Genomic DNA, 23360 nt, shown 5'->3' on the forward strand with positions numbered 1-23360 from the left:
TGCGTCGTTCCTCACTCTATTCCCAGCGCGCGTCGATTGGCAGCATCGTCAACTCCAGCGTCAGCAAAGTCGTCAAATGCCTTCTCAGTAATACGGATGATGTGCTCTCTGATAAATTGCGCACCTTCGCGGGCACCGTCTTCAGGATGCTTCAGGCAACATTCCCACTCAAGCACGGCCCAACCCGCAAAATCATACTGCGCGAGTTTGGAAAATATTGCGGGGAAATCTACCTGTCCATCGCCAAGTGACCGGAAGCGCCCGGCCCTTTCCACCCAACTCTGATAGCCACCATAGACGCCCTGCCGGCCGGTCGGATTCAATTCGGCGTCTTTAACATGAAACATCTTGATCCGGTCGTGATAGATATCGATGTGTTCAAGGTAATCGAGCGCCTGCAGAACGTAATGACTCGGGTCGTACAACATCTGACAGCGCGGATGATTTTTCACGCGCTCAAGAAACATCTCGAAGGTCACGCCGTCATGCAGGTCCTCACCTGGATGAATCTCATAGCAGCAATTGACGCCCGCATCGTCAAACGCATCCAGAATCGGCTGCCAGCGTTTTGCCAGCTCATCGAACGCCGTCTCGATCAGGCCAGCCGGCCTTTGTGGCCATGGATACAAGTAGGGCCAGGCCAGCGCGCCTGAGAAGGTTGCATGGTTCTCCAGACCGAGGTTTTCTGACGCCTTGGCGGCTTGCAGTAGCTGGTCAACGGCCCAGGCCTGACGCGCCGACGGATTGCCGCGCACGGACTCCACTGCGAAGCCATCAAACATCTGGTCGTATGCCGGGTGCACCGCGACCAACTGGCCCTGCAAGTGGGTCGACAATTCCGTCAGCTCCAATCCATGCTTTTCCAGCGTACCCAGGACCTCGTCACAATAGGTCTTGCTCCCAGCGGCTTTCTCGAGATCGAATAAACGTGCATCCCAGCTGGGAATCTGCACGCCGACGAATCCGAGGCTCGCCACCCATTGGGCGATACTGTCCAGCGAATTAAACGGCGCTTCGTCGCCCGCGAACTGCGCGAGAAATATCGCCGGTCCCTTCATCGTTTTCATTGGCGTTTCGTCCTAAGTTTTCGATCCCAAATGCGATGTCCAAAGCGACTGGACCGCGTCGAAGTTGTGTTGCAATGAATATTTGATGTCTTTCGAGTTATCACGCTCTATGAAGCCGTGTTTGACGCCTGCGGTCGCGAGATATTCGAATATCGACGCAAACGGGACGTCGCCTTCACCGATATCCGCCTCGTTGCCACCGGCATCCAAGTCCTTTATATGCAACATCGGGAACCGTCCCGGCCATGCTTTGAAATAAGCGACCGAATCGGCGTTGCCGGCACGTGCCCACGCGAGGTCAAGTTCGAATTGCACCAGTGACGGATCCGTTTCAGCCAGCAGTAGGTCAAACGGCAGCATTCCTTCGGTTTCTTCAAATTCAAACTGATGGTTGTGATACGCGAACTGAATGCCCGCGCCCGCGCAATGCTCAGCCCAGCGGTTGAAGTTTTCCGCATGCTTGCGATAGTGATCGAGACTTCGAGAATCGGTATCCACCCAGGGAACTACGACAAACTGGTGCCCCATCGCTGTCGCGTGCTCCAAAACCTTCTCCGGGCTTTCAATGAACGCACTGTAAGGCAGGTGCGCCGACGGCGCCTGCAGGCCGACGGCATTCAGTATCCCTTTGAGATCTTTCGGGCTGTGGTCGAAATAACCAGCAAATTCGACTTCCCTATAGCCCGCACTTGCAATCAGTTCCAGCGTCGCGGCAACGTCGGCCGCCATGAGATCGCGGACTGTATACAACTGAATCCCCAGAGGTGCGGTACCTGTCATTCCACTCAGGCCTGTCTCGGCCGTTCTTGAGCAGCTGGCAACCATCGCCGCGGCTGCCATTAGAAATGTGCGTCGATCCATAATTCGAATCCTTATATTCTGCTACGTGCTGGTTCTGGTTTGAAAGGCGCGTTTGGTGACCCTGCGACAGAATCGATTTCACGAGAATACCAGCACAACTTACCTCCAGGTAGCCAGGATATAACGACACCCCAGCGGGCCTGAAATACCGAAAAAGGCGCAGTCGGCATGGAAAGTACCAGCCATGAATGCCCGGGCAGTGACCCGAATAGCCATTGCCCGTAGACGAACTTCGGGCTTGAGCAAAAATTCCGACCGCCAGCAACAACGGAATGTATCTCGCTCTTGCCAATTAGAAGACAATATCGACCGCTCTTTAGCAGGCTTCGAAATACAGGTGCTAAGCCACAATGAGCAACCCTAGATCCGAAACCAAACTCCCGTCCGGCTGACTCACATGATCGCTACTTGGCCAGCGACAACGACGCCCAGCCTGTCGGCGAATACAAACGGGTCGACTCGTTGTAGACCAAGGGAGGATTGAACACCAGCGCATCTGTACGATCGGGATGCACCGCTCCCCACGGCAGCACGAAATGGGGAATTCCGGCGCTGCATTGTTATCCTTAAATGCCGTAGCGCCTCTTCGTCGCTACGGTGCATACGCCAGTCTTTCTGATGCGTCGTCGCTCGGGTCGATTCGGCTATTGCATGCCACTGTTCGGACGCGAGGCTTTACCAACTGGTAGCACACGCGACGTCCATCACGGCGACGACGCCATTGTCGAGCACTTGAACAATACCGAAATGACCATCAGCATGGCCTGATTCTGCGAAGAGGCACCACGCGGCATGTCCATTGCCCAGGCGCCTGAGCAACAGGCGGCGCGACGCTCTTGCTACCTCGTCGCCTCAGGGGGGGGTGCCATCGAAATACCCGCAATGGCTACCAAGGATTACGCGTGCGATTTTTCTCCGGCGACTCCGCAGCGGCCGCACCGCCACCATGCTCTGCAGCATAGACGCCGGATTTGCCCTTTCGGAAAACGCAGCGTTCGGCCTAAGTGCTACTCACCACTCGCTGCCGCAACAGATCTTCCAGTTTGATTTGGTCGGCGATGAAGCCACGGATGCCTTCTGCGAGCTTTTCGGTAGCCATCGCACTGGCGTTTAGCTGCAGCCTAAAGTCGGCCTCATCCGCAAAATCATAGTCAACGAAGTCCAATGTCTGGTTCGGCTCGAGCACTCGCCGAAGCTCACCATTGTCGTCCTCGAGTTCCTGCAGGAAATTTGGCCCAATTGTCAGGCGATCGCAACCGGCCAAAGCTTCGATTTCTCCGACGTTTCTGAAGCTCGCGCCCATGACTATCGTTGTGAAACCGCGACTCTTGAATAACTGGTAGATATTGCGAACGGACAGAACACCAGGATCTTGGTTTGGCGCATAGCTGTCAACGCCCTCTGCTTTTTTGTACCAATCAAGAATTCGGCCCACGAAAGGTGAGATCAGGAACGCGCCCGCTTTGGCAGCTGCGACAGCCTGAATATCGCAGAACAACAATGTCAGATTGCAGTTAATGCCCTCGCTTTCGAGCTGACGTGCCGCCTCGATGCCCTCCCAGGTCGATGCCAACTTGATCAACACGCGCTCACGGCCGATCCCCTTTGAAGCATAAAGGTCGATAAGTTTCTTAGCCCGGACTACGGCCGCTTCGCGGTCGAATGACAGTCGCGCATCGACTTCGGTCGATATTCGACCCGGTACAATCTTCAGAATTTCGCATCCAATTGCAACAGCATAACGGTCCGCCAGTTCATCGATTAGATCTTTATCGGCGACGTTGTCGGCCTTGACCGCTGCGACCGTTTCGTCAATAAGATCTGAGTACTGCGGCAATGCCGCGGCTTTCAGCAACAATGACGGATTTGTCGTCGCGTCGACCGGTTTGTACTTGGCTATAGCTTCAATGTCGCCTGTGTCAGCAACAACATCGGTTATTTGTCGCAATTGTTCGAGTTTGTTCATTTATTCAGTCCGCAGAAATCAATGCATCAATGATAGTCGCCTTTTCATTCGCTGTCAGCTCCAGCATCGGAGCTCAAACGCGACTGCCAACATGTTCAAGTCGTTTCTTCCGCTACTGACCAGATGCCTGCAGCTTGTCAGTTCGACTGGATCGTTTCAGCGCTTCGTGTATTGGGACAATGCTATCGCGAACGCGCTGTAGTCTTGCCGTGGTAAGCGGGATCGAGACTGTCGTACGCACATTGGCAAATACAATCAATCATTGCTTGTCGTCGACCACGGCAAGATTCAACAGGTCTCAGACCGTTGCGAGCGCCTTTTCGAATTCCTCAATAATATCGCCAGCGTCTTCGCAACCGACCGAAATCCGAATGAGGTTGTCGCGCCAGGGCTGCGGATAGACCAGCGTGAACACGTCGCCCAAACTCACTCCTTTGCCGAAAAGTTTGTGGCTATTCGCAAACCGGTTCATTTCGTTTACTCCACCCTTTATCCGGAAACTGATAATTCCACCACAGCCATTGGGAAAAGAGGATTTAGCGAGCGAATACTGCGGATGGGACTTTAGTCCGGGGTATTTCACCCATTCCACGAGCTCGTGACCTTCCAAATACTCAGCCAGGGCTTGAGCGTTCTCGGAATGCTGGCGCATTCGCAGTGGCAGCGTACGTACGCCACGCATTACTAGCCAAGATGCAATCGGACTAAGGCATTGACCGTATGAATCCAGTTTCAATCGCGCTTTGTCCATGCTCTCCTTCGAACCCGCCAAAACGCCAGCAACAGTGTCACCGTGTCCGCTAATGTATTTAGTTGCTGAATGCAGCACGATATCGGCGCCCTGCTCAACAGGTCTGGACAGATACGGACTCAAGAACGTGTTGTCGGCAATCAATACCAGGTTGTGCTTGTCCGCAATCGAGCAAATCGCCGCAATATCGCAAATATAGATATTTGGATTAGTAACTGTCTCGACGAACAACGCTTTGGTGTTGGGGCGAATAGCGTTCTCGACGTCTGTCAAATCCCGAACGTCAACCATCGATACTTCTATGCCCATTGCCGGACAATCTTGTTCAAAAAACTGGCGGCTTATGACAAAAAGGTCATTCGTAACAATGACGTGATCGCCCGATTTCGCCGATATGAGAATGGCAATTGCAACTGCAGCCATTCCTGATGACGTAACTAATGCTGCCTCTGTCCCTTCCAGCGATGCCATCTTTTTCTCAAGCGCCGCAGTCGTTGGATTAGCCGTTCTTGAATAGAAGAAGCTTTCTAATGGATCCATAATGGCCGCGGCCATTTCCTCGGCAGTCTCGAACGAGAATGTGGCAGTTTGGTAAATAGGGGTGTTGTGAGCGCCATTCGATTTATCCCACCCTTCTCCATCGTGTATTGCACGAGTTGAAAACTTACGAGCCATAGTTCTTCCTAATTATTGACCTAACACTAGATGTTGCTCGCAACATAACCACCGAGTACGACCAACATCACTCCTGGGACTGCCCATTTCAACCAAAAGAAATATTTCGAGTGCAAATCAAGACCCGTTGCACCGAATATTTGTAATTTGGTCTTAACCTGCCCCATTCCCCATGCCACCGTAATGACGGCTATTACGCTGCCCAGCATCTGCATGCCCGAACCGAAAATCAGATCGAGTGTTCCGACAATGCTTGGATCGAGAGAGCTCGGCAACATGACCGCGGCTTCCACGAATAATACGGCGACGATCATCCGTGTTCGTCCGGAACGGATGCGAAGCTCCTCACTGATACTGCCGACAATAGCTTCGATCGCCCCCATAGCTGATAAGAAAGCAATCAGCGTCAATGCGAGAAGGAAACAGCTACCGAGAATTCGCCCACCCGGCATCACGCTGAACAGTTTAGGCAACGTGGTGAAAACCAGAGTTGGTCCTTGCGACAGGTCTAAGTCAAATACCAGAATGGTCGGCACGATAAACAGCGATGCCAGAAATGCCGCGCCAACATCGCCGAGTGCGGTAAAAGCGGCGATTCTCGGAATATTCTGGTCGTCGCTCATGTACGAGCCGTAAATGACCATTATCGTACCTGCAAGCCCCAGGGAGAAAAATGCCTGGCCGAGTGCCGCGAATATGTGCTCTGCCTCCAGAACTGAGAAGTCGGGCTTTAGAAACTCGACAAACTTTGCTGGTGCGCCGGGCAGAAAGAATGCGTTTACAACGAGGTAAAAAATAACGAGCGCAAAAAATGGTACGAAAATTCGGCTGACGGCTTCAATACCTTTATTCAATCCTCGATACAAAACGAACATTATTAAGCACAAGACACCAACGCTAAACCCGTATTGCAACCAACCGTTTGAGAACTGCTGGTCGAATCGTGTAAACGTGGAATCCGTAAATCCATTCAGGATTGAAAACGAGGCCGTAAATGCGATATTGCCGATGACGACGATATAGTAGGACGTCGAAACAACCATCGTAAAGACGATTAGCGCACCAATCCGCTTCCCCCATTTCGCGCCCCAAACACTTGAGAGCGCGCCGATTGGCCCTTTTTTTGTTTCGCGACCCAAGGCCCATTCCGCTGTCATTGCAGGAATAGCGAGCAAGAGCGTGAACGCCAAATAGACAATGAGAAATGCTGAGCCGCCGTACTCGCCCATCATGTACGGAAATCGCCAAACATTACCAAGACCGACAGCGACGCCGATCATGGTCAGAATGGTGGAAAATCGTGAGGTGAACGTCTCTCTTGCAGCCATCGAGATACCTTTTATTATTCTATGTCTCGATCAGCACGAGAGTAGCGAATTAAACGCCGACCACCAAGGCGGGTGACTGCGGCGCATAGCGTATTGTAACTAACAAGTCCGACAGACAACGCAGCCTCTAAGCTCATAAAGTGTCCGCAATCTCTGCAACTTCTTCAGAAAATTCTTTAATGGATGCTCTGCTGATTTCTTCATCATAAGTCAGCAGGGTTTTGTCAGACACAACTAACTTTCCATTTACAATTACGGTATCTACATTCGATGCGTTGGCTGAATAAACCAATACAGAATAGGGGTCGAAGATGGGTTGCATATTGGTCGATTTCGTTTCAACAATTACTATATCGGCCAGCTTGCCACGTTCCAGAGAACCCAATTCCTCTTCCCTGTGAATGGCTCTCGCTCCGCCCATCGTAGCCATTTCCACCACTTTGTAAGGCGGCATCGCTGATCTATCCTTATTAACCAGCTTATGTAACTTTGCGACATATCCCATTTGGCCAATAATATCCAAGGTGTTGCCACTCATAGGACCGTCCGTACCAAGCCCGATATTGAGGCCATCATCAAACATTTTGAGCGCTGGCGAGACCCCCTTCGCAGACTTTATATTGGCCACCATATTGTGAGCAATTCCTACATCCCGCAGTTTCATAAGCTCAATATCACTGTCTGTTACGAAAATACTATGGGCAGCGATCAGCCTGTCATTAAGTATTCCAACGGAATCCAGATACTCAACAGGCGTCATACCAAATTCTGATTGAAACCTGTCAAATTCTTCCTGAGTCTCCGCTACATGCATAGAGACTGGAACATCGTATTTCTCGGATAACTCGGCGATTTTCACCAAGTTGTCTTTTGTTACGGTATGTGGCGCGTGAGGGCCGTATCCCGGTGTGATCAGTTCGTCATCTTGGTACTTTTCTACAAGCACCGTTGCCAGCTCCAGCTTGGCGTTTCCATCCTCGCCGTCCGCGGTGGGATACTTGATAATATTCTGTGTCATTACGCCTCTAAGACCAATCTCCTTTACAGCGCGTGCGGCGCTGTCTTCGAATAAATACATATCCACCATCGTAGTAACGCCAGCCTTCGCCATCTCAATCGCAGCGTGAACGGCCCCGATATAGACCATTTCCTTGGTCACCATTTTGTTTTCCAGTGGGAATATGTACCTATTTAGCCGGTCAGGAACATCGTCTGCCAAACTTCTAAAGACACTCATGGATGCATGGGTATGTGTATTGATCATCCCTGGCATCACGATTCCGCCGTCGGCGTCGATTACATTGGCAGATGAATACTGGCCAAGGGTTTCGACGCCACCAACCTCTACGATTCTGTTTTCATCAACAACAACGACGCCATCGCTGAATACCTCTTTCTCAGCGTTCATCGTCAAGACCATTCCGTTCTTGATGATCAAATCGACTTCTTCAGCTTTGCTTGCCTGAACGTGCGTAAACACAAGAATCAGAGTGGCCATGCCCGTCAAGAACGTCCTATTCATCCTTTTTGCCATCCCTTTAATTTGATTTTGTTCCGACTTTCGAGTCTATCAGCTATTTTCCCATGCAATAACGAGGCGAGACTTAAACGGTCCGCCAAGGATTCCGTAACTAACCCCGCCCCACTAATTGAGGATGGGAGAGCATCCAATGAACACGCAACACAACCCCCCCGATATCTAAGGTATATCGGGCCGGAAAATTATTGAATAGCCTTTGTCAGTCAGCGGAGTTGCCGGGCACGTCGAAACAGAGACTAGCGATTGGTCTGATCAGCAACACGACGTCTGGTGTCCTGTATGGCTTGCTCAAGGGTGGGATGATTCTCTTTGTAATGCTCCTCCAGCCAGGCTTCCCCATAGTCGTTTGCAGGGTCGCGCATGATGCTGTGGTCGTGGTTCTCATCCTGACGATTGTATTCGATCAATAGTCGCGGACCGTGGACCCGGTAGTAAAACCTCCCTGCAACATCAACCGGGCCACGCCACGAAAACCACAGCTCGCCCCACCCTTCCCTTTCTATTAGCTCGAGTTGGGCGGTGGCGGCATCATAGTCGACGTTGCCCAAATATTCGCGGATGAGAAGACGCAGAAAATGCATTTGGCCATCAGTCATCTCGTCTGCCTTAAGCCCTTCGTATTTCGCCAGGCTCGCCCGCCGACCTGGGCCTTCAAATATGTCTCGGGCGACTCCCGGATCAATGGTGGCGGTTTGCAGTTGCGACTGGTTCAGCGACTGCATCAAATCGATTCCGCGTTGTCCTTCATGCGAAAGCACCATGCGGCCGGAGTAGCGACCGCTTTTGACAGCCATCGGGCTACTGCCAAGAAATGTCGGGGTGAAACCAATCTGATTACCGGAAATCGTGAAGTTCACGGCAAGGTGGTGCCCGGCGAGCTTCCAAGCCCAATCACCTTCGCCGGGATCACCGAATATGGCTATCGCATAGTTGCCGGAGTTCCTGGTGTCTGCCATCGCCTTGCGATACTGGTTGTTCGCTGCCCCCACGTCGTTGTCGATAGCGGTGTGTTCAATTTCCCCCAAGACGTCGTCGAGCCACATGACGCCGGCAACCTTGGCGTATCCCTGACTCGACATCGATGCGCGCAGGAGCGCGTGGGTAGCCTTGCGCTGTTCATCGTTCATATCTCGAATCAGCAAACCACTTGGTTCGAACATGAGCATAGGCAGATTAGACCAAGACGCACGTTCGTCAGTATCCAGGGGGAAGAGTGCAGAGCTCTTTTGCTTGTCACTAAGTGATTTAACAAACGTAACTGCCGCTTTCGCCATTTGATTGGCGCTATTGGATGTATGTGCATTCACACAGGGGATCGTGCCCCAATAAACCAGCAGTCCGAAAATAACGCCAAGCGACCGTCTGCTGATTGAACGTTGAAGATTCATGCTGCACCTGTTCAGGTTTATTTTCCTCATGCCATTGTTGTCGCAGATGTCCGCGGCGGGTCTTTGGCGAAATGCAATGATACCCCGAAAACAGCCGTTCGTGAGCGCCCAGTTAAGGGCGTAGCACGAATCTGGAACTCCGTACTCCTCTTCATTGGGCCGGATTAACGAACGCCTGTCCGGTAAATTTCGAGCTGACGTGTCACCCCGATCATGAGACCCTAGGATTGTGCACAATTGACGTCCGAGCCGAATTTTATTGAAGATCACTCTTGGTGATCGCTTACACGTGAACAACCTGAGACAAGAAGATATGCAACGTACTGACTCTTTCATTGAAGGGCTCCCAAAGGCCGAGCTGCATTTACACCTGGAGGGTAGCCTTGAGCCGGAGCAAATGTTCAATTTGGCCCGTCGAAACAAGATCAATATCCCTTTCCAAACGATCAATGAAGTTCGTGCCGCATACGACTTCGCAAACCTGCAGGATTTTCTCGACATCTATTACAAGGGGATGGACGTCCTCAGAACTGAGCAGGACTTCTACGACCTGACGATGGCCTATTGTCGCCGTGTGCAAGCTGATAATTGTCGACATGTTGAAGTGTTTTTTGATCCACAAGGCCATACCGAACGCGGCGTTCCTTTCCAGGTATTCATCACCGGTATTGCGGGTGCGCTTCGCGATGCAGAAAGCGAATTCGGAATGACGTCGAAATTGATTATGTGTTTTCTGCGCCATTTGTCGGAAGAATCAGCGACCGAAACGCTCGATCTTGCGGTACCGTATCTGGACCACATCGCAGGAGTGGGGCTTGATTCCAGCGAGATCGGGCACCCACCATCGAAATTCGCCAACGTTTTCAAACGCGCTGGAGACATGGGGCTCCTGCGCGTGGCTCATGCCGGAGAGGAAGGCCCACCGAGTTATGTTTGGGAAGCGATTGACCTGTTGAGAGTAGACAGGATTGATCACGGCAATCGGTCGTTGGAGGACTCGAAACTGGTTGCTCGGCTGGTAGCAGCAAACATGACACTGACTGTCTGCCCTCTCTCGAACACCAAGCTATGCGTTGTCAAAGACATGGCTGACCACCCGCTGAAGGAAATGCTAGACAGAGGCCTCCGCGCAACTATTAACTCGGATGATCCGGCGTATTTTGGCGGGTATTTGAATGACAACTACACAGCAGTCGCCGGCGCGTTGGCACTATCAAAGGAAGACCTGACAACTCTTGCGATCAATAGCTTTCTTGGCTCGTTTCTGAACCCAGACGAAAAGGCGGCACAAATAAAACGTGTAACAAACTATGCTGATGGTTTCACAGCCGCTGAATAAGTTTCGGCAGAAATTCTATAGTATAGAACTGTCTGCTGACAGGTCGTGGCAGGAAAGCCAATTGCCCAGGCCAATCACACGAAAAAGTGCCGGATAATCGACGGCCAATAACAAACATCGTAGCCCGACAAACTTACTGAGTTACAGCCCATGCCAGCACTGGAATCGTATTTTGAATTGAAAAAACACGGCTCGAATGTTCGAGTCGAGGCGCTCGGAGGGCTAACCACCTTTCTCGCGATGGCCTACATCACCGTAGTGAATCCTTCGATATTGTCGCAGGCCGGCATGGATTTTGGCGCCGTTTTTGTTGCCACCTGTATTGCTGCCGCCTTCGGTTCCATCCTGATGGGCTTGCTCGCCAATTTCCCCATTGCCCAAGCACCTGGCATGGGCCAGAACGCATTTTTCACTTTTAGTATTGTTCTCGGTATGGGCCACACTTGGCAGACCGCCCTTGGCGCCGTGTTTGTGTCCGGCGTGATATTTGTGGCGCTCAGCGTATTACCGGTGCGTGAATGGCTGGTCAACGCGATCCCCCGCAACCTGAAGTTGGGCATGGCCTCCGGAATCGGCTTGTTTCTTGGCTTCATCGCATTGAAAAACGCGGCCATCATTGTCGCTCATCCGGCGACGCTGCTTGCATTGGGCGATCTGTCCAGTTTTGAACCGGTTGCCTGCATACTCGGTTTTGTGACCATGGTGGCACTGTCAGCAAGAAAAGTTACCGGTGCTGTGCTCATCGGCATCCTGTTTGCCACCGTGCTGGGCTGGACCTTCGGTGGGACCGAATTCAAGGGTTTCGTTGCGCTACCCCCTTCGCCCGCACCTGTATTGCTGCAACTTGATATTGCCGGTGCATTGCAGCTCTCCATGATAACGCCAATTTTGTCGATGTTGATCGTCGACATATTCGATACGGCGGGCACTTTGGTAGGCGTCGCAACTCGCGCCAATCTCCTCAACGATGATGGCAAGCTGCCTCGATTGCGGCGTGCTCTGCTCTCGGATTCCGGAGCAACCGTGGTTGGCGCCCTGGCCGGCACGTCATCAACAACGAGCTATATCGAGAGTACAGCCGGTGTAGAGGCCGGTGGACGTACGGGTCTTACCGCCGTGGTTTGCGGCCTGCTGTTCCTCGCATGCCTTTTCTTTGCGCCGTTGGCACAGAGCGTTCCAGCATTCGCGACTGCGTCAGCGCTACTGTTCGTTGCCTGCCTGATGGCACGTAGTCTTGCCGATCTTGACTGGCAGGATGTGACGGAGAGTGCGCCAGCAATAGTCGCAGCAATCTCTATGCCATTGGCGTTCTCGATCGCAGAGGGTATCGGCCTGGGGTTCATCAGTTACGTGCTAATCAAGATTGTCAGCGGCAGAATTCGAGACTGCAGCGTCGCGTCATTCCTGATAGCGCTGATCTTCGGCCTCAAATATGCTTTCCTGTAAGAGTTCAGAGCTAGGCGCAATCAGTCCGGTTTTGCTGCATAGGGCACTTGCCACTTGATACTCAAGATATGCTTTTTTGCACAACGAGCACCCAGCTAACGCTCTAACCCACTTCTACGGGCTGTGCGATACGGTCGAGAATCTATCAGACCTTTGCTTCTTCGACTCTCGTCAGGCTGCTCTATTAACGTCAATAGCAGCAATTGACTTCAGTGACGCCGCCAGAGCTATCAAATCAAGTTCTGTTCGCCTATTGCACCTGTCACCAACGGCGCAGATGCAATAGGCGGTTGTCACAAAACGTTCAAGAAGATTAGTAATCTGGATTTCGACGTCTTTGTGTCGAATTACTCATGTCTCACACTACGAGCGAAATGTTTGCTCCATACTGCTAGTAGCGGTATATCGCGGAGAGCTGAATACGACTGAGTTTGCCATCGTCGCCGTTCTCATCTGTGCGTCGACCCCAAATGTACTCTGCGCCGAGACTCATGCGTTGGATTGGAGACCAGATCAAATTGGCATGCACACTCTCGATGGACTCCGGCAGGTCGAATCCGCTAAGCGCAGTATCATTGTCTGAATCAGAGAACGAGATACCTAGTGTCGAATGCATGTTGTCATCCCACACATGGCGGTAGGCTGCCAGCGCGCCGTATTGTGTGGTGAGATTGATCTTGCCGTTTACGTCCAACGCACCAACATTGTAGCTGTTCATGCCCATGTAACGACCCATCGCATCGCCGTAGTTGATCTGCCAACGGAAATCGTCCTGGTCACCAATCTTGAACCTCCCGGACAACGCGATTGCGCTACCAAATTCCGAGTCGTCGAATCCAGCGGTATCGATTCTGAGTTCACGCAACAGACCCGCCACGCTTAACGTGCCCCAGTTCCCAGCCCAGTTTCGCCGCACAATTACATCCGGAATTGCACTATCTTCGGCAACGATCCGGGAGCCGCCCCCGAACGGCGTGAGGGTCGTTACCGGGTTTTCCAGGGCGAAGACCCAACTGCCTTTATCTACGGGTAGCGTGTAGCGAATTTGGGCCTGACGAACATTCGCGACGCCGACCGGACCCAGATCATCCAAATAGTCGGGAACCGAGGCAGTATCTCCAAAGGTGCTCCAGGTCTGCCCAACGGTCCAGCGGCCTGTACTGATGTAGGCATGGCGCAAACGAGGTGAGTACGCATTTACTGTACGCTCATTCCCTTGCTCACTGGCCATAAAATCGATTTCAAAATAGGTATTGATGTCGCCGCGTTCGGTAGGGGTATTTGATTTCAACCAGAATCGGGTTTCCTTGGCGTGCAAATTGAGGTTCGGATCGCTAGGGACACCTGACGTGTTGATTGAGGCAGGAATAAAGAAGTCCTCACCAATTCCGCGTATCGGGGCTTTACTGTAATCACTGACTATTGCATCCAGTTTCGCAAAGCCGCCCACGCTGATGGTGGTTTTTTCGTAGATCGATAGCTGAGGCTGAGGATGTAGTACCGCATCGTCAACATTTTTGGCCTGCTCCACGCGTGAACACGTTGGGTCAGCTGCGCATGCCTGTTGCTCAAGCAACGCTTTGAGCTCCAACACCGTTTGCTCCAGCTCACGAATTCGAGCCTCATGCGTTGCCTCTTCAGCTGCAGCGTAAACAGAGCTTGCGGCGATAAGGTTCGCGCTAAGTACCGCCACTATCGCCACATGGTTTGTGAACTTCATGTTACTTCTCTCCATCTGTTACTTCTCTCCATCTGTTACTTCTCTCCATCTGTTACTTCTCTCCATTGTTCTATGCGCGTAGCGGTGTGATTACCGATATCTGTACTTCAACCATGCATTGAGAACCTTCGACACCCGTGAGTTGAGTGTCCTCGGTGGAGTGCAATGAGGTGGTCAACGTTGACTAGGTTGATCTCGCCGAGCAGGAATCAGCTGCTGTTTGCGCTGGCGCGTTGCGTAGTGGAAGCCCGCCGTTGCAGAACGCCGCATTCCACTCTTGGCCGACCAACGTTCCGTAGCTTGCGTACGCGACTTAGCTTTCGTTCAATTTTCCGCTCCAGAACTGCTGCCCGCTGCTGGTCAGCGAACTGCTTGCTTCGCAGGCGAAGAGATTCTCGCGGAAATGCGGCTCAATGGCTTGAGTAGCTCGCCGCCATTTGCAGCGACCGGATCATTCAGCCACCCAGTCCGACGCTGCCCCATGTTTCACTGAGTGCAATCCAGCTTCAATCAAGAGGGGCAAATCGCGTCTGGCGTAAGGCGCGACTTGCCCCCCGTTTTTCTCTTTGCTCTTTCCGCTTTTTCTGTTGCTGATGATCGATCAAGTTGTCGAGTACCAGCTCGATTCAGCTGAACACTCAGTGTTGACAGCCGTCGAAAATTTCTAACGGTTTAACTGGTTTCAGCTCTTACTGCTGTCCAAAGTTCTGAATGCGGACAGGCTGAGCTTTTTCCCATTCGTTCTGGTCGACGTTTCGAACCTTTTGAGTAAAGACAAAGGTCCCGTTCTTATTGCCGACCACTAAGTCGATCAGACCGTCGCCATTGATGTCGCCGCTTGCCAGTCGCCGTCCGATGCCAGCTTGGTCATCGATTTGATAAGGAACGAATTCTGCCTTGCCATCTTGGCGTGTCAGCCGGAAGTAATAGATCACCGGGGCGTCTCGGGAGCCTTCGTCGGCGAAGTCATGAGCCCGGTAGGTCTTGCCGGTCACTATGTCCTTCAGGCCATCGCCATCGACGTCGACAAGATCTACTGCGTGGAGCTGAGAAAACTGAACGCCGTAAGGGTTGTCTGTATTCGCCGCCTGCTTGCTCAGAATAACGTGCTCCTTGAAGTTGATCTTCTTGCCGGAGCGGCTCTGTTCAAACCATGACAAACCCCAACCATGAGCATCTAGGCTGGTGACGACATCGTTAAGACCGTCGCCATTCACGTCATAAGCGTACATCTGACCGCCGCCTGTTAGATCGGCGAATCGCTGGGCAGCCCCCCGATCAGCAAATGCGAAGGGGTGAAAAGTCCAATCTGGATCGTTTTGCAGAGAGCGGGGCTGTTGCAACCATCCGTCCCCGGTCAGTACGTCTGTGCGACCGTCGCCGTCAACATCGCCGTGGCCCATGCCGTGGGTGTAGTGATGAACTACCTTTTCGTGGGTCGAAATTTTGTGAAAGATCCAGGGAAGTGTCGGCGCTACAGGATTAGGCGCGGCATAGCCGTAATGGTTTCTGTACGCCATCAGTAGTTCAGGTACGCCGTCTCCGGTAATGTCTACAAAATTGGGGGATTCGTTGGCAACATGGTCTACGACAAAGTGCCGCTCCCAATGAACCGGCTGGTCGGTGGCCGGACCACTGAAAGACTTGCCCGGATTCTCATACCAATATGCTTCGGTATTGGGAAGTCCCACCGTCAGCACATCAGTCCAGCCGTCACCATTGAAGTCGTAGGCGAATGAAAAGAAATTGTCGTTAGAGTAGTACGAACGATCAGTTGGGTTCCGTCTGGTCGGGGCCACCGCCGGATAATATTCGTAAAAATCCTTGAATTCGGGTCCCAGGAAAATGTTCGGTCCACTGACGACATCCTGATGGCCATCTTTATTAAAATCGCCGAAATCGGCCCCTTCCGACCAATAGATCGGCGTCAGTTCCTGTTTTTCGAATTCATGAACAACGAGCTCGGCTGCCTGAGCCCCGACCGTCAAACATGAGTAAGTGCATATCAATGCTGCGACACGCTGAATTCTATTCATCTCAGTACCTCATTCCGGACTTCCCGGCTTTTAACTTTGGTGCCATCTTGCATGGACACCCCCCGGGTCTGCCTATGGTAGCGCTACCATCTTCACACGCAGGTAAGCACGACGCATCAATAAGGACCCCTTTAGACGTTCTATCACTATTCACCAATCAACGCCACCCTTGCCCACCCGGCCGCGGCTTATTAGACGCATCGATCAATTACGTCCTTTCAGTGAGAGGGCTGAATTCGGAAAACCCGCAACGAATTTCTGGGTATTGTTTGTCTGGCGTGAGCACAAATTTTTTTGCGCAAAGCTATTGTACAAGGATCCAAAAAGCAGACCGCCAAAGCAACCCGCTACACTTGAAGGACTCAAGGCACTTCGTCAACAAGCAACCGTAGCTTCCCGTCACCGAAGAAGCCGTCAGGTTCGACGTGGTTTCTACAATGGGAATGATCGCGTCGCTGGGTTGAACGTGTTCCGCACGCGTTACCTGCGCGTTGCATTCCAATCCGCCTGGCCGGTCGGCTCTGACGACATCGTTTGTTTTGGTGTCGCAGCACGGTCACTGTATAATCTGCCACCGGGCCTGGCGAGACGGACAAGGCGGTTGACAGTGAGCAAGAGCAGGCAGTCATCGGCTCGCCGCCATCACGCGCGGGTAACCATCATCGATGTTGCCGTCCGCGCCGGCGTTTCGCCGATGACTGTATCCCGCGTCATCAATAGCGAAGGCAATGTACGCGACAGCACTCGCGCGGCGGTTGATCTGGCCATCCACGAACTCGGCTATTCGCCCAACCGGGCTGCTCGCAGCCTGGCCAGTGGAAACCAGATTCAGGTCTGCCTGCTGTACGCCAACCCCAGTAGCACCTATTTGAGCGCGACGCTGCTTGGCGCGCTGGAGCAAGCTCGCGAGAACGATACGCAGTTAGTCGTCGCCGAGTGCGACGGCGAGGCGGATGCCGAGCAGATCATAAAGGAACAATTGAAAGGCGGAATCAGTGGTGTCCTGCTGGTACCGCCGCTCGCTGATTCGCTTGATCTGCTCAATCTACTCAAAAAGCGCGGCGTGCCGACGGTCACAATGGGCCCTCAGCTTGTTGGCGAACGTATTTCGTCAGTGATGATCGACGATAGAAGCGCGGCCCGCACTATGACCGAACACCTTATTAAACTCGGTCACCGACGCATTGGATTCATAACGGGCAACCCGAAGTACCTCGTTAGCGAAGTCCGCAAGAGCGGCTATCGCGACGCACTGGAAGCCGCGGGTATCGAATGGCGTCCGGAATTGGTTGCCACCGGCTACTTCTCGTATCGCTCCGGGTTGGACGCGGCAGACCGCTTGCTCGCGCTGCCTGAGATTCCGACGGCAATCGCTGCAAGCAACGACGAGATGGCCGCCGCAACGATTTCCGTCGCCCACCGCCACCACATCGATGTGCCCAATGAACTGACAGTGACCGGCTTTGACGACACGCTGCTGGCGACCACGGTTTGGCCGCAGATCACGACAATCCGCCAACCAATCAGCGACATGTCAAATGCCGCAATTGACCTGCTGACACGCAGTATTCGGGCCAGTCGCGCTGGAGGCGACACCGAATGCCAGCACTTGACTCTCGACTACAGCTTAATTGAACGTGAAAGCTCGGCACCACCGGCGCAGCGCAATCCCCGAAACCGTATCGCCTGATAATCAGCGCAGCGCAAATGTATCGATGTTGTAGTAGTCAGCTGCGAAAGGTCGGCTCTCTAGATTCCGTTCCGGTGTGCAATGGCGCTCAGTCGGCCGCTATGAACCGGAAGCGCGTCGTCTGCGAATAGCGCTCACCCGGTGCAAGACGCGTATCAGGAAACGCGGGTTGATTGGGTGTATCTGGGTAGTGCTGAGGCTCAAGGCACAGGCCGCGATTCGGCGAGAACGGCGGTCCAAGCATCTGCCCGCCGTATACCTGAAGCCCGGGACACGTTGTCGTCATCCGCATGCACAGGTCGCCGTTCGGGCTCTCAAGCTCTGCACGACCGCCGGATTCACCCAGAACATAATTGAAGTCCAATCCGCTGGCGCCAACGACGAGCGGATGTTGCGACGCGACGGCATCGCGCAGCGCCGTCGGCTGGCGCAAATCCAATCCGGAACCGGTCACATCGAGGTAGTCGCCGGTTGGCAGCAGTTCGTCGTTGACCTGCAAGATTTCGCGACTGGCAACTTGCAAACGATGTCCGAGCACATCGGCACCGCCAGCCGCGAGATTGAAGTAGGCGTGGTTGGTCATGTTTGCATGGGTCGGTCGATCGGTTTCCGCTTCCAGTTGGATCACGAGCTCACGGTCATCCGTCCAACGGTAGGTAACAGTCGCCTCAAGCGTTCCGGGGTAGCCCTGATCGCCGTCCGCTGACTGCAGCCGAAACCGCACGGTATCGTCCGGGACCGCCGTATCAATTGACCAATACCTCTGGTGAAAGCCACCTGCACCGCCGTGCAGGTGGTTCTCTCCTTCGTTTGCATCGAGCGGATAGTCAACACCATCGAGTTTAAAGTGCGCACCGGCTATCCGGTTACAAGTACGCCCGACGGTCGCGCCCATGAAGTAAGGGTCGGTCAGGTAATCCGCGCAATCTTCATAACCGACGATCACGTTGCGGATACCGTCCGGCAACTGCAATTCGATGCGTGTCAGTCGAGCGCCGAAATTTAGCAACGTGACACGGTCGCCGCGAGCATTTTGCAATACCCGCTCTGCCAAACTGTCCGGGCTTTGCCGCGTCATTGGAAGTACCTGTACAGACTGCTGCGCCCGCTCATAAGACGCTCAGGACTTAACGCGGAAGATATAGTCATTAATGACATTCTCGACCCATTCCTGCCGCCCGCTTAGCCTACGCGGCTCGCCCTGTTTCGCCGCATGATCGCGAAGATCCTCGAGGGATAACCGGCCTTCCGTGAATGCCTGACCCTGTCCGGTATCGAAACTCGCATAACGTTCGCGGCGAGAATCATTCAATGACGACTTCTCAAGGATCTCGTGGGCGATGAGCAGTCCGCGTGCATAGGAATCCATACCGCCAATATGCGCTATAAACAGGTCTTCCAGATCGGTCGACTCACGCCTCACTTTCGCGTCGAAATTCAGTCCGCCAGTCTTGAATCCACCGTCTTCGAGTACGATAAGCATCGCTTGTACAGTGTCGTAAAGGTCGGCCGGGAACTGGTCCGTATCCCATCCGTTCTGGGGATTGCCGCGATTAGCGTCGATCGATCCAAGCATGCCGGCATCCGTGCACATTCTTAGCTCGTGAGCGAATGAGTGGCCCGCCAGCGTGGCGTGATTAGCTTCGACGTTGACCTTGAAGTCATCGGCAAGTCCATATTGGCGAAGAAAGCCGATGACGGTCTGAGCATCAACGTCATACTGATGGTACATGGGTTCCATTGGCTTGGGCTCAATCAGGAACGCGCCTTTAAAGCCAATCGAGCGACCGTAGTCGCGCGCCATACCAAGGAACCGCGCCATGTTTTCGAGTTCGCGGCCGGTATCGGTGTTGAACAGCGTGGAGTATCCCTCTCGGCCACCCCAGAACACGTAATTCTGGCCGCCAAGTTCGACCGTCGCATCCAGCGCCGCTTTGACCTGGGCCCCTGCATGCGCAACGACATCGAAATTCGGGTTGGTTGACGCACCGTTCATGTAACGCGGATGCGAGAACATGTTTGCAGTGCCCCATAGCAACTTGATTCCGGTTGCCTTTTGTCGTGGTTTCACACGCTCGACCAAGTGCTGCAGATTTTTCTCACTTTCGGCAACGCTGTCGCCTTCTGGAGCCATGTCGCGATCATGAAAGCAAAAGTAAGGCACGGTCATCTTGCTGAAGAATTCGAACGCAGCGTCAAGCTTTTCTTCTGCCGCCGTGAGTCGGTCGGAACTTTCGCTCCATGGGTGCGGGCGTGTGCCGGGACCAAAGGGATCCGCGCCGTCAGCACAAAATGTGTGCCAGTAGCAAATAGCAAAACGCAGGTGCTCGGCCATGGTCTTGTTGCCCACCATGCGATCCGCATCGTAGGCTTTGAATGCCAGGGGGTTATCCGACTCCGGGCCTTCATACTCTATACGTGAAATGCCGGGGAAATACTCCCGGTTGCCAATCCAGGGTTGCGTACTCATGGTCTTGCTCCGTTTATTTCGAATAATGGTGCCACGCTCGCAACCGCGCGCCGGTAAGCCGCGTAGCCGTCAGCGTAACGATCGGATGTGGTTTCGTCGGGCGTACAGGTGAGATCCGGCCTGTGCTCGATGTGCTCGTTTGTTACGTCGCCGATACTGCGTTCGGAATCATGCTGGCGTTCCAGTACCCATAGTGCTTGCAGCGCCGCACCGAAAGAGGCCCCTTCATCCTGGGTGAGCCGAACGACGGGTAGCCGACAGATATCCGCCACAATCTGGCGCCAGACTTGGCTGTTGGCACCGCCTCCGGTCAGTACGATTTCCGATGACTCGATACCCAGTCGGCTCAGTTCATCGAGTCCAAAGCGCAGCCCGTAGGTTGCACCTTCAACTGTTGCGCGCAACAGGTGTCCCTTCTCGCAATTTTTAGAATTGAGCCCCAGCACGCTCGCACTCGCGCGCGGCAGGTTCGGTGTGCGTTCGCCAGTGAAAAACGGCAGCACAATCAGGCCGTCAGACGCAGCCGGTACCGCGCCGATGGCGGCGTCGAATCCCGCATTGTCGATGGCCAGCGGCTGCTTCATCAGCTCGGTGGCCAGCGTGCAGTTCATCGTGCAAAGAAGGGGCAGCCATCCGCCAGTCGAACTGCAAAACGACGCGATGTTGCCTTGAGTATCGACAATAGGTCGATCAGCGTAAGCAAACAGCGTTCCTGAAGTGCCAAGGCTCATGGTCAGCTTGCCCGGCACGACGTTGCCTGTGCCGATCGCTGCCATCATGTTGTCGCCGCCACCCGGTGCGACCGGGATATCGGCAGGCAGGCCGAACTCCTGTGAAAACCGAGCCGAGGTATTCCCTATGACTTCCCCGGCCTCAACCAGCTCTGGCAGGCAGTTAGTCAGGTCCCGCGACGAGTCGACCGCTCGCAGCAGCTCAGGGCTCCAGCGGCGATTTCGCACATCAAGCAACGCTGTTCCTGACGCGTCACCGTACTCCATCACCGCGCGGCCGGTAACGACAAAATTCAAGTAGTCGTGAGGCAGCAGTACCTGCGCCATATTCCGGTACTTACTCGGATGATGCTTCTGCAGCCAGCGAATCTTTGGCGCGGTGTAACCCGTCAGTACCGGGTTTCCGGCTAGTTCGATGCAACGCTCGAGACCGCCGCAAGCTTCCATGATCTCGTCCGCTTCCTGTTGCGTCGACGTATCGCACCAGAGTTTTACCGAGTGAAGGACTTCACCGCTGCCGTCTATGGGAACGAAACCATGCTGCTGCCCGGATACCGCAATCGCGCGCACCGACATACGCACGCTTGAGCTAACTTGCTGCAGTGCCTGCTTCAATGCTACCAGCCACCAGCTCGCTTCCTGTTCGGCCCGCCCGGTTGCATCGCGCATTACTTCGAGTGGAGCGGATGCCGATGCGACTATTTCTCGAGCTTTGTAGTCATAGAAAACAACTTTCAGGCTCTGTGTGCCTAAATCTATGCCTAGTGTCGTGTCCATCGTCGCCCTCTTGCTCCTGTTGCCGTACTAATACTGTGCGTTCGTTCGCTGATCATTGATCAGGCAACTGGCGAATCATCGGATTCCGAAATTCAACTCGGCTGTCTGAACCTACGGCCTCCAGACCGATCGTGCCACGGTATAGACGGGCGGGACCTTCAACACCCGCAGGTTCGGTGTACTCGTTGACTGTCTCGCCGTTCACTTTCACCGTCACTTTCTTGCCGTCAACCTTGATGTAATAGCTAAACCATTCGTTGTCCGCGTGCGGCGCAGTCTGTACCTCGGCTGCTCCAACTAAGCTGCCGGTCTTGCTCTCGCCCGATCGGCTGGCGTTAATCTGAGCTTCATAGCCAAACGTAGGAGTTCCTTCCTCTTTGTAACGAGTATGGAAATAGATGCCTGAAGCGGAACCAGGGTGGGTATAGACGTCAACTTTGAACTCGAAATTTTTGAAGTCACCACCGTCGACAGGCCCCGCATAGAACAGATTGCTCTGCGGCCCCTCGACAACAATGGTGTTTGAATCCACGTCGAGTAACTCCCCGTGTTTGGGCAAGCGCAACAAACGTGTTGCCTCATTGGGCATGAGTTTAAAAGACTGGGTACCCATGTTCTGTTTGGTGGGCCAGATATCCTCTCCTTCCCACCATTTCAATTCACCCCAGTTCGTTGTCTTGCTGGCACGCCAGCCGTTCAGGGTGCCTCCTTCCCAAAGGGCGTTCCAGCCTAACCCTCGCTTGCCTGAAAACCCTTCCGCCGGGCGCCCATCGTCGTCGAGCTTACCTGCAGCCCACAGAAGGCCGGCTGCGACCAAATTCAAATTAACGTCTGAGCCCATGGTCACATTGTGGTGACCCAGCGTGCTGCTGAAGACCCGAACCCCTTTGTATTCGTGAGTCCATGCTACGGGGAAAAATTCAGCGGCTTCCGCGGCGTAGGCACGTGCCAACGGGGTAGCGTTATCATTCAGCTCGATAGGCATATAAAGCTCACCTTCCGGAGTCCGCCAGGTCCCGGGGAAATTCGCCATAATCGGATGATTTGGTTCGAGCGCTTCTACAGTAAATGGAACTCGAACAACTTCATGCTGATGGGAGACCGCTCCGGTGAAGTCGTACCATTCCGGGGTGTTGGTCCGATGCAGGTGCATCGGGCAGTGGACCAGCACGGCAGGTACCTTGTATTCGGCATGGGCAGACATAATCCGTTTGACATGCTCAGAATCATTCACATCAAGATTGCAGTTGTTATACAAAACCAGATCAAACTTTCGCGCCCATTCATCGGATAGCTGGCTTTCAAATTTGAAATGCATGTCCTCTTTGGATTCACCTTCGTTATGATCAATGGTGAATTCAATGTTACCGATGCGATCCGTCAACCCCTTTTCGAGCTGAGTCTTTTGAGTGAAGTAGTCGTGAAAAGGGCCGCCACCGGTAATCATCAAGACTTTCAACGGATCAGTATTCGGCGAGGCAGCTATTGAGTAATCAGCCAAAAACCCCACAGAAATTAATGCCGCAAAAAATGCAAGCGATGACTTCCTACCTGTATGGGCGAACTTCTTCATAA

Annotated in this window: 16 protein-coding genes; 3 read left to right on the forward strand and 13 right to left on the reverse strand. The window is 53.5% G+C overall.

The genetic code is table 11. From position 1 onward, the window contains the following. Positions 1–11: 11 nt before the first annotated feature. The 7 genes from AC0L8N_RS04660 to AC0L8N_RS04690 all read right to left on the reverse strand — a co-directional run bounded on the left by AC0L8N_RS04660 (position 12) and on the right by AC0L8N_RS04690 (position 9912). The gene (locus AC0L8N_RS04660; RefSeq protein ID WP_473666409.1) at positions 12–1067 is read right to left on the reverse strand and encodes a sugar phosphate isomerase/epimerase family protein; all 1056 of its coding nucleotides are present in this window, start codon (positions 1065–1067) and stop codon (positions 12–14) included. A 12-nt stretch (positions 1068–1079) separates the two neighbouring features. Further along, a complete protein-coding gene (locus AC0L8N_RS04665; RefSeq protein WP_473666410.1) occupies positions 1080–1928 on the reverse strand; it encodes a sugar phosphate isomerase/epimerase family protein in 849 nt (282 codons plus the stop codon). Positions 1929–2928: 1000 nt separating this feature from the next. After that, entirely contained in the window at positions 2929–3894 is a 966-nt protein-coding gene (tal, locus tag AC0L8N_RS04670; RefSeq protein WP_473666411.1) for a transaldolase, read from the reverse strand. 298 nt (positions 3895–4192) lie between these two features. Further along, complete coding sequence (locus tag AC0L8N_RS04675; protein ID WP_473666412.1) at positions 4193–5320, reverse strand: trans-sulfuration enzyme family protein; 1128 nt, start codon at positions 5318–5320, stop codon at positions 4193–4195. Positions 5321–5346: 26 nt separating this feature from the next. Then, positions 5347–6648, reverse strand: a complete 1302-nt coding sequence (locus tag AC0L8N_RS04680) for a sodium-dependent transporter (protein ID WP_473666413.1) — start codon at positions 6646–6648, stop codon at positions 5347–5349. Positions 6649–6781: 133 nt separating this feature from the next. Further along, positions 6782–8170 carry an amidohydrolase gene (locus tag AC0L8N_RS04685; protein ID WP_473666414.1) on the reverse strand — a complete coding sequence of 463 codons (1389 nt, stop codon included), beginning with the start codon at positions 8168–8170 and terminating at the stop codon, positions 6782–6784. Between the two features lie 254 nt (positions 8171–8424). Further along, entirely contained in the window at positions 8425–9912 is a 1488-nt protein-coding gene (locus tag AC0L8N_RS04690) for a DUF3500 domain-containing protein (protein WP_473666415.1), read from the reverse strand. Here AC0L8N_RS04690 and AC0L8N_RS04695 point away from each other — a divergent pair. Together AC0L8N_RS04695 and AC0L8N_RS04700 are read left to right on the forward strand one after the other, a co-directional pair. Then, on the forward strand, positions 9890–10915 hold the full coding sequence (locus tag AC0L8N_RS04695; RefSeq protein WP_473666416.1) for an adenosine deaminase: 1026 nt from the start codon (positions 9890–9892) through the stop codon (positions 10913–10915). The two genes, AC0L8N_RS04690 and AC0L8N_RS04695, sit on opposite strands and share 23 nt — an antisense overlap. A 150-nt stretch (positions 10916–11065) precedes the next feature. Then, complete coding sequence (locus tag AC0L8N_RS04700; protein WP_473666417.1) at positions 11066–12361, forward strand: NCS2 family permease; 1296 nt, start codon at positions 11066–11068, stop codon at positions 12359–12361. A gap of 391 nt (positions 12362–12752) precedes the next feature. Here AC0L8N_RS04700 and AC0L8N_RS04705 read toward each other — a convergent pair whose 3' ends face one another. Together AC0L8N_RS04705 and AC0L8N_RS04710 are read right to left on the reverse strand one after the other, a co-directional pair. Further along, positions 12753–14081, reverse strand: a complete 1329-nt coding sequence (locus tag AC0L8N_RS04705) for a DcaP family trimeric outer membrane transporter (protein WP_473666418.1) — start codon at positions 14079–14081, stop codon at positions 12753–12755. Positions 14082–14770: 689 nt separating this feature from the next. Then, positions 14771–16117, reverse strand: a complete 1347-nt coding sequence (locus AC0L8N_RS04710) for an FG-GAP repeat domain-containing protein (protein ID WP_473666419.1) — start codon at positions 16115–16117, stop codon at positions 14771–14773. A gap of 607 nt (positions 16118–16724) precedes the next feature. On the opposite strand from AC0L8N_RS04710, the gene AC0L8N_RS04715 reads away from it, so the two are divergent. Continuing rightward, positions 16725–17807 (forward strand): LacI family DNA-binding transcriptional regulator, encoded by a 1083-nt coding sequence (locus AC0L8N_RS04715; RefSeq protein ID WP_473666420.1) that lies wholly within the window; start codon positions 16725–16727, stop codon positions 17805–17807. An 88-nt stretch (positions 17808–17895) separates the two neighbouring features. On the opposite strand, the gene AC0L8N_RS04720 is transcribed toward AC0L8N_RS04715, so the two are convergent. From AC0L8N_RS04720 to AC0L8N_RS04735, 4 genes are read right to left on the reverse strand one after another with little or no spacing between them, the layout of a single operon-like run. Continuing rightward, a complete protein-coding gene (locus tag AC0L8N_RS04720; RefSeq protein ID WP_473666421.1) occupies positions 17896–18885 on the reverse strand; it encodes an aldose epimerase family protein in 990 nt (329 codons plus the stop codon). Positions 18886–18927: 42 nt separating this feature from the next. Continuing rightward, positions 18928–20277, reverse strand: a complete 1350-nt coding sequence (gene xylA / locus AC0L8N_RS04725) for a xylose isomerase (RefSeq protein WP_473666422.1) — start codon at positions 20275–20277, stop codon at positions 18928–18930. Next, the gene (gene xylB / locus AC0L8N_RS04730; RefSeq protein ID WP_473666423.1) at positions 20274–21785 is read right to left on the reverse strand and encodes a xylulokinase; all 1512 of its coding nucleotides are present in this window, start codon (positions 21783–21785) and stop codon (positions 20274–20276) included. The genes xylA and xylB overlap by 4 nt, the downstream gene beginning before the upstream one ends. A 52-nt stretch (positions 21786–21837) precedes the next feature. After that, positions 21838–23358, reverse strand: a complete 1521-nt coding sequence (locus AC0L8N_RS04735) for a 3-keto-alpha-glucoside-1,2-lyase-like domain-containing protein (RefSeq protein WP_473666424.1) — start codon at positions 23356–23358, stop codon at positions 21838–21840. Between the last annotated feature and the right edge of the window lie 2 nt (positions 23359–23360).

Source organism: Woeseia sp. D3-10, from assembly GCF_055809415.1.

Coding starts and splice junctions, on each gene's coding strand:
- AC0L8N_RS04660 (WP_473666409.1), bottom strand. CDS start 1,067: ATGAAAACGATGAAGGGACCGGCGATATTTCTCGCGCAGTTCGCGGGC.
- AC0L8N_RS04665 (WP_473666410.1), bottom strand. CDS start 1,928: ATGGATCGACGCACATTTCTAATGGCAGCCGCGGCGATGGTTGCCAGC.
- tal (WP_473666411.1), bottom strand. CDS start 3,894: ATGAACAAACTCGAACAATTGCGACAAATAACCGATGTTGTTGCTGAC.
- AC0L8N_RS04675 (WP_473666412.1), bottom strand. CDS start 5,320: ATGGCTCGTAAGTTTTCAACTCGTGCAATACACGATGGAGAAGGGTGG.
- AC0L8N_RS04680 (WP_473666413.1), bottom strand. CDS start 6,648: ATGGCTGCAAGAGAGACGTTCACCTCACGATTTTCCACCATTCTGACC.
- AC0L8N_RS04685 (WP_473666414.1), bottom strand. CDS start 8,170: ATGAATAGGACGTTCTTGACGGGCATGGCCACTCTGATTCTTGTGTTT.
- AC0L8N_RS04695 (WP_473666416.1), top strand. CDS start 9,890: ATGCAACGTACTGACTCTTTCATTGAAGGGCTCCCAAAGGCCGAGCTG.
- AC0L8N_RS04690 (WP_473666415.1), bottom strand. CDS start 9,912: ATGAAAGAGTCAGTACGTTGCATATCTTCTTGTCTCAGGTTGTTCACG.
- AC0L8N_RS04700 (WP_473666417.1), top strand. CDS start 11,066: ATGCCAGCACTGGAATCGTATTTTGAATTGAAAAAACACGGCTCGAAT.
- AC0L8N_RS04705 (WP_473666418.1), bottom strand. CDS start 14,081: ATGAAGTTCACAAACCATGTGGCGATAGTGGCGGTACTTAGCGCGAAC.
- AC0L8N_RS04710 (WP_473666419.1), bottom strand. CDS start 16,117: ATGAATAGAATTCAGCGTGTCGCAGCATTGATATGCACTTACTCATGT.
- AC0L8N_RS04720 (WP_473666421.1), bottom strand. CDS start 18,885: ATGACGCGGCAAAGCCCGGACAGTTTGGCAGAGCGGGTATTGCAAAAT.
- xylA (WP_473666422.1), bottom strand. CDS start 20,277: ATGAGTACGCAACCCTGGATTGGCAACCGGGAGTATTTCCCCGGCATT.
- xylB (WP_473666423.1), bottom strand. CDS start 21,785: ATGGACACGACACTAGGCATAGATTTAGGCACACAGAGCCTGAAAGTT.
- AC0L8N_RS04735 (WP_473666424.1), bottom strand. CDS start 23,358: ATGAAGAAGTTCGCCCATACAGGTAGGAAGTCATCGCTTGCATTTTTT.